Raw genomic sequence first — 8,236 nt, 5'->3', positions numbered from 1 at the left:
GGCGCGTCGTCAAAAGCACCGGATTCTTGTGCTAAGATCCCTAAACTGGCTTTTGGCCGGGTGCGCCGGCCGCGGGGTGGGGCGGTGGCGCGGGAGGCCCGGCGGTCGGGCCTCCCGCTCCACTCTTGCCTGGAAGAACTTGTCTAGAAGAAGCCGACCGCGTCGGGGGAGTAGCTGACCAGCAGGTTCTTGGTCTGCTGGTAGTGCTCCAGCAGCGCCTTGTGGGTCTCCCGCCCGATGCCGGAGTTCTTGTAGCCGCCGAAGGCCGCGTGGGCCGGGTAGGCGTGGTAGCAGTTCGTCCAGACCCGGCCCGCCTGGATGGCGCGCCCGGCCCGGTGGGCGGTGTTGATGTTGCGGGTCCACACGCCCGCGCCCAGCCCGTACTGGGTGTCGTTGGCGAGCGAGACCGCCTGGTCGAAGCCGTCGAAGCGGGTGACCGAGACCACCGGGCCGAAGATCTCCTCCTGGAAGACCCGCATGCTGTTGACGCCCTCGAAGACCGTCGGCGTCACGTAGTACCCGCCGGCCAGCGCGCCGCCGAGCTCGGCGCGCTCGCCGCCGACCAGGACCTTGGCGCCCTCCGCCTGGCCGATCTCGAAGTAGGAGAGGATCTTCTTCAACTGCTCGGCACTGGCCTGCGCGCCGACCTGGGTCGCGGTGTCCAGCGGGTTGCCCTGGCGCATGGCGCGCACCCGGGCCAGGCCGTCGCCGAGCAGCCGCTCGTAGACCGGGGTCTCGATCAGCGCGCGGCTGGGGCAGGTGCAGACCTCGCCCTGGTTGAGGGCGAACATCGCGAAGCCCTCGACGGCCTTGTCGTAGAACGCGTCGTCGTCGGCGGCGACGTCCGCGAAGAACAGGTTGGGGCTCTTGCCGCCGAGCTCCAGGGTCGCCGGGATCAGGTTGTCCGCGGCGGCGCGGGCGATCAGCCGGCCGGTGCTGGTCTCGCCGGTGAAGGCGAGCTTGCGGACCCGGGGGCTGGCGGCCAGCGGGGCGCCGGCCTCCTCGCCGAAGCCGGTGACGATGTTGAGCACGCCCGGCGGCACCAGGTCGGCGGTCAGTTCGGCGAGCAGCAGCACCGAGGCCGGGGTCTGCTCGGCCGGCTTGAGCACCACGGCGTTGCCGGCCGCGAGCGCCGGGGCGAGCTTCCAGACCGCCATCAGGATCGGGAAGTTCCACGGGATGATCTGGCCGACCACGCCGAGCGGCTCGTGGAAGTGGTACGCCACGGTGTCCTCGTCCAGCTGGGAGAGGCTGCCCTCCTGGGCCCGCAGCGCGCCGGCGAAGTAGCGCAGGTGGTCGACGGCGAGCGGGAGGTCGGCGGCCAGCGTCTCGCGGACCGGCTTGCCGTTCTCCCAGCTCTCCGCGACCGCCAACTGCTCCAGGTTGGCCTCCATCCGGTCGGCCATCCGCAGCAGCACCCGGGCGCGCTCGGCCGGGGAGGTGCGGCCCCAGGCCGGGGCGGCGGCGTGGGCCGCGTCCAGGGCGGCCTCGATGTCCGCCGCGGTGCCGCGGGCGACCTCGGTGAAGACCTCACCGGTGACCGGGGTCGGGTCGTCGAAGTACTCGCCGCGCGCCGGGGGCGTCCAACCGCCGCCGATCCAGTGGTCGTACCGGGAGCGGTAGGCGACGATGCTGCCGGGCGCGCCGGGGGGCTGGTAGACCGTCATGCTCTGTGTCTCCTCGCGACGTCGGGCGCCCCGGCGCCGAGCGGGCCGGGGGCGGCACGCCGGACCGCCGCCCGGTCGGGGGCGGTCCGGCGGAGGGTGCGGACACGCAGTCGGGCCGGCGCCCCGCCGGGGCGCCCGCCGACGAGCACGATAACCGCCGGGCGCGCGGCGCGGCTACGGTCCGTACGACCGGCTCGTACGGACGGTGGGGGTTCCGGACGTTCCGGGCCGGGCGCGCGGGGCGCGTCCGACGGCGCGCGGTCCCGGGCGCGCCTCGGACGGGCCCGGGCGGAGCCGGACGGCGTCGGGCCGGGGTGGGTCAGACCGCGTGGTACCGGCCGGTGCGGGCTTCCCAGCTCAGGTAGCCGGCCAGCCAGGTGAGCAGCCCGTCGGCGTACCGCTGGGCGATCGCGCTCTCGATCCGGGACAGGCCCAACTCCCGGTACACGTCCGACAGTCGGCCGTGCAGCTCGGCGCAGCGCTCGACCATCAGCTGGGCCTCCGCCATCACCGCGGCGCAGGCCTCCTCGGCCGAGCAGTGGCGCTCGCGCTGGACGATCATGACCAGGTTGTTCACGTCGCCGCGCGGGGCCTCCAGCGGGAACGAGCGCACGTCGTTGGAGAGCGACGGTATGTCGGCCGCCAGCTGGCGGAGTTGGCGCAGGACCGGGTGGTGCAGCACGGAGGCGGGGACCTCGAACTGGCCGAGTCGTTCGACCATGTCGAAGATGGTCTCCATCGCCGCGGTGCCGCGTCTCAGTTCGAGGTAGCCGTCCCGGTCCGGCGGCCGCGCGGAGATCCGGCCGGCCGCCTCGGCCGGGTGACTGGCGAAGTAGTACTCCCAGTTGTAGGCGGCGCGGGCCTGCCAGCGGGCGGGCATGCCGCGCACGCTGCGGCTCCACAGGTCGGCGAAGGCGGTCTCGACCGGGGAGCGCTGGTCGGGGCGGGCGCCGTGCAGGACGGCGATCAGCCGTTCGCAGATCGGGGCGACCTCGGCCGGCCGGCGGCCGAGCGGGCCGTCGAACTGGTCGTCGAAGAGGAAGTAGAACCCCATCAGGTCGGCCGCCAGGGCGAGTTCCTCCGGTCCGGCGTCCGGGTAGCCGAGCGCGGCGAGGTCGACCACCTCCCAGTGGGCGTAGCCCGGGTGGTCGGCGTCGGGGAGCAGCGGGTGGCGGACCAGCCAGTCGCGGTGCACCGCGGTGGCGTACGGGCCGTGCGGACTGCGGCGGTGCGGGAACGGGATCTGAAGTGAGGTGTCGTCAGACATCGGACTCCCGGTGCAGCGGTGGGTGGGGGCGCTTGTGGTTCGAGCACTGAGTGTGGGGGGAGTTGACGCGGCGGGGCGCGGGGGGTGAGGGTGGTTACGCAAGATCATCCGCGCCTCGCGGGCCGTAGGGTATCTGATGTAATGATCGGACGTTAGGGATATAGGGCAATTGCCCTTGGCAAGCCGTCCGAACCCTCGCCGTCCGCCCCAGCCTGCGCGAATGCCGCACAGCGAGCCCTGCACGGCGCTAACCTCGGCTCCACGAACAGTAGTGACGGGCCGGCTCCCCGCGCGTGGCGGGGCGGAGCCGCGAGCGGGTGAGGCGGAGGCGCGACGGTGACCGATCAGGGCAACGAACTTCGGACGGGAACCGGTTCCGAACGGGACGAGGACGGCCCCGCGCCCAGGGTCAGGCTGCGCGACCGCGACACCGAACTGCGCTCCGTGGAAGCGGCCGTCGACCGGCTCTGCCGGGAGTTCGCCGCCGGCGGCACCGAGATCGGCGAACTCCTCGCCTTCTCCGGCCGCCCCGGCATCGGCAAGACCAGCCTGCTGCACGAGGTCCGACGGATCGCCAGCCTGCGCGAGGGCGCCACCGTGCTCTTCGCCCGCGGCGGCGAACGGCAGTTCAAGGAGCCCTACCACGTGCTCCGCCAGCTCCTCCAGCCCGTCCTGACCCGGCTGGAGGCCGACGAGTTCAGCCAGGTCATGGGCACCTGGGAGGAGGTCGTCGGACCGGCCATGGGCCTCAAGCAGCCCAAGGCCGGCGCCCGCCGCCTCGACCCCCAGGGCGTCCGCGACGGCCTCGACTACGTCCTCACCCAGCTCGCACCGCGCCGCGCACCGATGGTGATGATCGTCGACGACCTGCACTGGGCGGACGCCGAATCCCTCTCCTGGCTCGCCAAGTTCGCCGTCCGCTCCGGCGAACTGCCCGTCCTGCTGGTGTTCGCCTTCCGCGAGGACGAGAACGACTGGTTCGGCGAGACCCACGAACTGCGCCGCGGCGTCCTGGGCCTCGCCAGCCGCAAGCACGAACTCAGCCGGCTCACCCTGAACTCCGTCTCCGACATGATCCGCGCCGAACTCGGCGACCGGGCCGAGGACGCCTTCTGCTACGAGTTCTGGAACGTCGTCAACGGCAACCCCTTCGAGGCCGTCGCCCTGCTCGACCAGGTCCGCGACCAGGAGCTCGAACCCGTCGAGGAGAACTCCCGGCAACTGCGCGAACTCGCCGTCGACGCCACCGGGATGACCCTCAAGAGCTGGCTGGACCGGCTCGGCCCCGCCACCCTGCGCTTCGCCTGGGCCTGCGCCATGCTCGGCACCGACATCCGGATCGACCTGGTCACCCGGATCTCCACCCAGAGCGGAGAGGGCGCCCGCGAGTCCATCAAGCAACTGCGCAAGCAGCGCGTGCTCACCCAGGCCCCCAACGGCAACCTCGAGTTCGTCCACCCGCTGATCGCCAGCTCCATCTACAACACCATGCCGGAGGCCACCCGCCTCGGCATGCACGGCATCGCCGCCGTCGAGATCGAGAACGCCGGACTCGGCCTGCTCGCCGCCTCCCGCCACCTGGTCGAGACCCACTCCGGCGAGGGCGACGACCGGATCGTCAAGAAGCTGCGCCGCGCCGCCGTCGAGCACCAGCTGATCGGCGCCCCCGAAGCCGCCCAGCGCTGCCTGCACCGGGCGCTCAACGAGCCGCCCGCCGACGACATCAAGGCCGAGGTGCTGTACGAACTCGGCTGCTCCGCGCTGCTCACCGACCCCGGCGCCACCGTCAACCAGCTCAGGCTCGCCCTCGACCCCGACGAGGGGCCGCTGCGCCCCGAACTGCGGGTGGACGCCACCTTCCGGCTCTCCGAGGTGCTCGCCCACAGCGGTGAGCTGGGCCAGGCCGCCCTGGTCTGCCAGGAGGAGGCGGAGCAGACCACCGACCCGGTCCGGCGCCAGCGGCTCCAGGCGGCCTCGTTCATGTGGCACGCCTTCCGCAAGTCCGAGGAGAACGGCCCCGAACGCTCCCGTCGGCTGGAGCAGCTCTACCTCAACCTGGCCGGCCGGGAGGCCGCCGACCGGGCCGTGCTGGTGATGCGCGCCTGGGACCTCACCCTGCGCGGCGAACCCTCCACCGACGCGCTCGCGCTCGCCGACGAGGTCCTGGACGGCGGCCGGCTGCCCAAGGGCCTCGGCTGGACGGACACCACCTGGGGCTTCGAACTGCCCTCGATGCTCTGCCTCACGTACATCTACAACGACCGCATCGCCCAGGCCGAGCGGCTGGCCGCGGACGCCATCATCCAGTTCGAGCTGGCCGGTTGGAGCGGCGCCCACCGGGGCTTCGCGTACTTCCTGATGGGGCTGGCCCGGTTCCGCCGCGGACTGCTCGCCGAGGCCGAGGACTTCCTGCGCCGGGCCTACCGGATCTCCGAGCGGATCGGTGCCAAGCTGCCGCTGGCCTGGGACGCCGTCGGCGTGCTGGTGGACACCCTGATCGCCCGCGGCCGGGTCGACGAGGCCTGGGAGCTGGCCAACGAGTTCGGCTTCCACCCGCCGTACCACGCGACGGCCATGGTGCTGCCGGACGCGGCCTCGCTGTACGGCAAGCTGCTGGTCGCCGAGAAACGGCACGCCGGTGCGGCCGCCGCGCTCACCGAGGCCGGGGCCCAGCTGGAGGTCCGCGGCTGGCGCAACACCGTCTGGGCGCCCTGGGCCGGGCACCTGGCCATCGCGATCGCGGCCGACGAGCCGGAGCGTGCTCGCGAGTACGCCCAGAAGGCCGTCGACGACGCCCGCAGGTTCGGCACCGCCTCGGCGATCGGCAGCGCGCTGCGGTTGCAGGCCCGGATCGCGGACGGCCAGCAGGCGGTGGAGCTGCTGGAGCAGGCCGTGGAGCACCTCGGGCAGTCCCCGGCCGGGTACGAGCACGCCGTCGCGCTGGTCGAGCTCGGCGCCGCGCAGCGCCGGGTCGGGCGGCTGGAGGACGCCCAGGAGTACCTGTACCAGGGCATCGAACTGGCCCAGCACTGCTCGGCGGAGCGGCTGGTCGACCGGGCTCGGCGGGAGCTGGCCAACTACGGCCTGCGGCCCAACCGGCTGGGGGTGCACGACTTCCAGGAGACGCTGGAGGCGCTCAGCGGGCCGGAGCGGGACGTCGCCAACCTGGCCGTCAAGGGCGTGCCGCCGCAGCGGATCGCGGAGCGGCTCGGGGTGCACCTGAGCCTGGTCAATCGGCGGCTGGCGGCGGTCTACCGCAAGGCGGGCACCGGGCCGGACGGGCTGGCCTCGGCGCTCGGGCTTCGGCCGGAGCCGGCCGAGGAGCCGGGGGAGTAGCGGGGCAGTAGCGGGGGAGCGGGAGGGCGTCCGGGCGGCGCGCGTCCGGCGTACGGTGCACGGCGGCCGGTGGCGTCCGGGCGGCGCGCGGTGGCGTGGGAGCGCCCCCGCCGGGGCCGCCCTCGCTAGGCTGACGGGCACCACGGGGGGGCCGCTGCGACGCCCCCTGGACGGATCGGGACACCGGGCGGAGGCGGCAGCGCCGTCGCCAGTGAGGAGCAGGCCATGGCGAGCGAGGCCACCAGTGTGCGCCGCGAACCCCTCGACCGCTCGGGCGCGGGCGCGGCGATCCAGCGCTGGACGCTGACCTCCGGCCCGTACGAGGCGAGCGTGCTCAACCTCGGCGCCACCCTGCACACCCTCACCGCCCCGGACCGGGCCGGCCGCCCGGCCCAACTGCTGCTCTCCACCGACGAGCTGGCGCAGATCCTCGGCCCGGCCCGCCACTACGGCACGGTGGTGGGCCGGTACGCCAACCGGATCGACGGCTCCGTCGTCACCGTCGACGGCGAGGACCACCCGCTGGCCCCGACCGGCGGCGGGGTCACCATCCACGGCGGGCCGGACGGCTTCGCCCAGCGGATGTGGGCGGCCGAGCCGGTCGACGGCGGGGTGCGGCTGCGGCTGCACAGCCCGGACGGCGACCAGGGCTTCCCGGGCGCGCTGGACGTGACCGTCACGTACACCCTGTCGCACACCCCGGGCGAGGGCGGCGAGCTGGTGATTGACTACCGCGCCGTCACCACCAGGCCGACGGTCGTCAACCTGACCAACCACGCGTACTTCAACCTTGCGGGTGAGGGCGGCGGCGACGTCCTGGGCCACCTGCTCACCCTGGACGCCGACGAGTACACCCCGGCCGACGAGCGGCAGATCCCGTACGGGCGGACCGAGCCGGTGGCCGGGACGCCCTTCGACTTCACCGTGGCCACCCCGATCGGCAAATCGGTGCACGACGAGCACCCGCAGCTGGCCGGTCCGGGCGGCTACGACCACAACTGGGTGCTGCGCGCCCGACCGGCGGACGGCGGCCCGGCGCGGGCGGCGCTGCTGGAGGACCCGGTCAGCGGCCGCACCCTGGAGGTGCTCACCACCGAGCCGGGCGTCCAGGTCTACACCGCGAACAAGTTCCAGGGCGCGGTCACCGGCGCGCGCGGGGTGCCGTACGGGCCGTTCGCGGGGATCGCGCTGGAGACCCAGCACTTCCCGGACTCCCCGCACCACCCGGCGTTCCCGAGCACCGTGCTGCGGCCGGGGGAGGAGTTCCGCTCGACCACCGTGCTGCGGCTCGGGGTCAACTAGGCCCCGTCCATCGCTAAGGCCGGTCCAGGTCCCGGCGCATGCAGAGCCGGGGCCAGCGGTCGAGGCCGTGCTCGGCCTCCAGCCGGCGGATCCGGCGCAGGCCCGGGGTGAGCTCGTCCTCGCCGAGCGGGCGGAAGCCGCAGCGGGCGTAGTACGGGGCGTTCCAGGGGACGTCCGCGAAGGTGGTCAGGGTGAGCGCGGGGGCGTCGGTGCCCTCGGCGAGGTGCTCGATCAGGGCCCGTCCGATGCCCCGGCGGGCGTGGTCGGGGTGGACCGAGACCTGTTCGACGTGCAGTGCGCCGTCCACCGGTTCGGCCAGCAGGTAGCCGACGATCGTCCCGTCGGGGGCCTCGGCGACCAGGGCGGTGCCGTGTTCCAGGTAGGGGGCCAGTTCCTCCGGGGCGGGGGGCTCGTCCGCGGCGATCTCCGGCATCCCGATCTCCGCGAACGGGGCTCCGGCGGCCCGTTCCAGCTCGGTCAGCAGGGGCAGTTCGTCCTTCTCGACGGCTCTGATGCGCATGCGTCCAGTCTGCTGCAAGCGGTTTCCGGCCACGGAGGGTGGCTGCTCCGGTCACCCGGGGTGGGGCGAAGCGGACGGAGGCGGACATTGCGCCGCGCCGTCCACTACCGTGCGGCCACGTCCAGGACACGCGGATGTAACGAT

At 73.5% G+C, this 8,236-nt stretch carries 5 protein-coding genes; 2 read left to right on the top strand and 3 right to left on the bottom strand.

Translation table 11 applies throughout. The features are described from left to right. Nucleotides 1–143: 143 nt before the first annotated feature. On the bottom strand, nt 144–1,667 hold the full coding sequence (locus ACFV8H_RS16845) for an aldehyde dehydrogenase family protein (protein ID WP_380400425.1): 1,524 nt from the start codon (nt 1,665–1,667) through the stop codon (nt 144–146). A gap of 319 nt (nt 1,668–1,986) precedes the next feature. Beyond that, nucleotides 1,987–2,934, bottom strand: coding sequence for a terpene cyclase (locus tag ACFV8H_RS16840; RefSeq protein WP_380400423.1), 948 nt, complete (start codon nt 2,932–2,934; stop codon nt 1,987–1,989). A 336-nt stretch (nt 2,935–3,270) separates the two neighbouring features. On the opposite strand from ACFV8H_RS16840, the gene ACFV8H_RS16835 reads away from it, so the two are divergent. Both ACFV8H_RS16835 and ACFV8H_RS16830 read left to right on the top strand, forming a co-directional pair. Next, nucleotides 3,271–6,270, top strand: coding sequence for an ATP-binding protein (locus ACFV8H_RS16835; protein ID WP_380400421.1), 3,000 nt, complete (start codon nt 3,271–3,273; stop codon nt 6,268–6,270). 225 nt (nt 6,271–6,495) lie between these two features. Continuing rightward, complete coding sequence (locus tag ACFV8H_RS16830) at nt 6,496–7,572, top strand: aldose epimerase family protein (RefSeq protein WP_380400420.1); 1,077 nt, start codon at nt 6,496–6,498, stop codon at nt 7,570–7,572. Between the two features lie 13 nt (nt 7,573–7,585). Here the strand turns inward: ACFV8H_RS16830 and ACFV8H_RS16825 are convergent, their stop codons facing one another. Then, nucleotides 7,586–8,092 (bottom strand): GNAT family N-acetyltransferase, encoded by a 507-nt coding sequence (locus tag ACFV8H_RS16825; protein ID WP_380400418.1) that lies wholly within the window; start codon nt 8,090–8,092, stop codon nt 7,586–7,588. Nucleotides 8,093–8,236: the final 144 nt, after the last annotated feature.

It is taken from the genome of Kitasatospora sp. NPDC059827 (assembly GCF_042731675.1).
GTDB lineage: Bacteria > Actinomycetota > Actinomycetes > Streptomycetales > Streptomycetaceae > Kitasatospora.
This window is presented reverse-complemented; position numbering and strand designations above follow the sequence as displayed.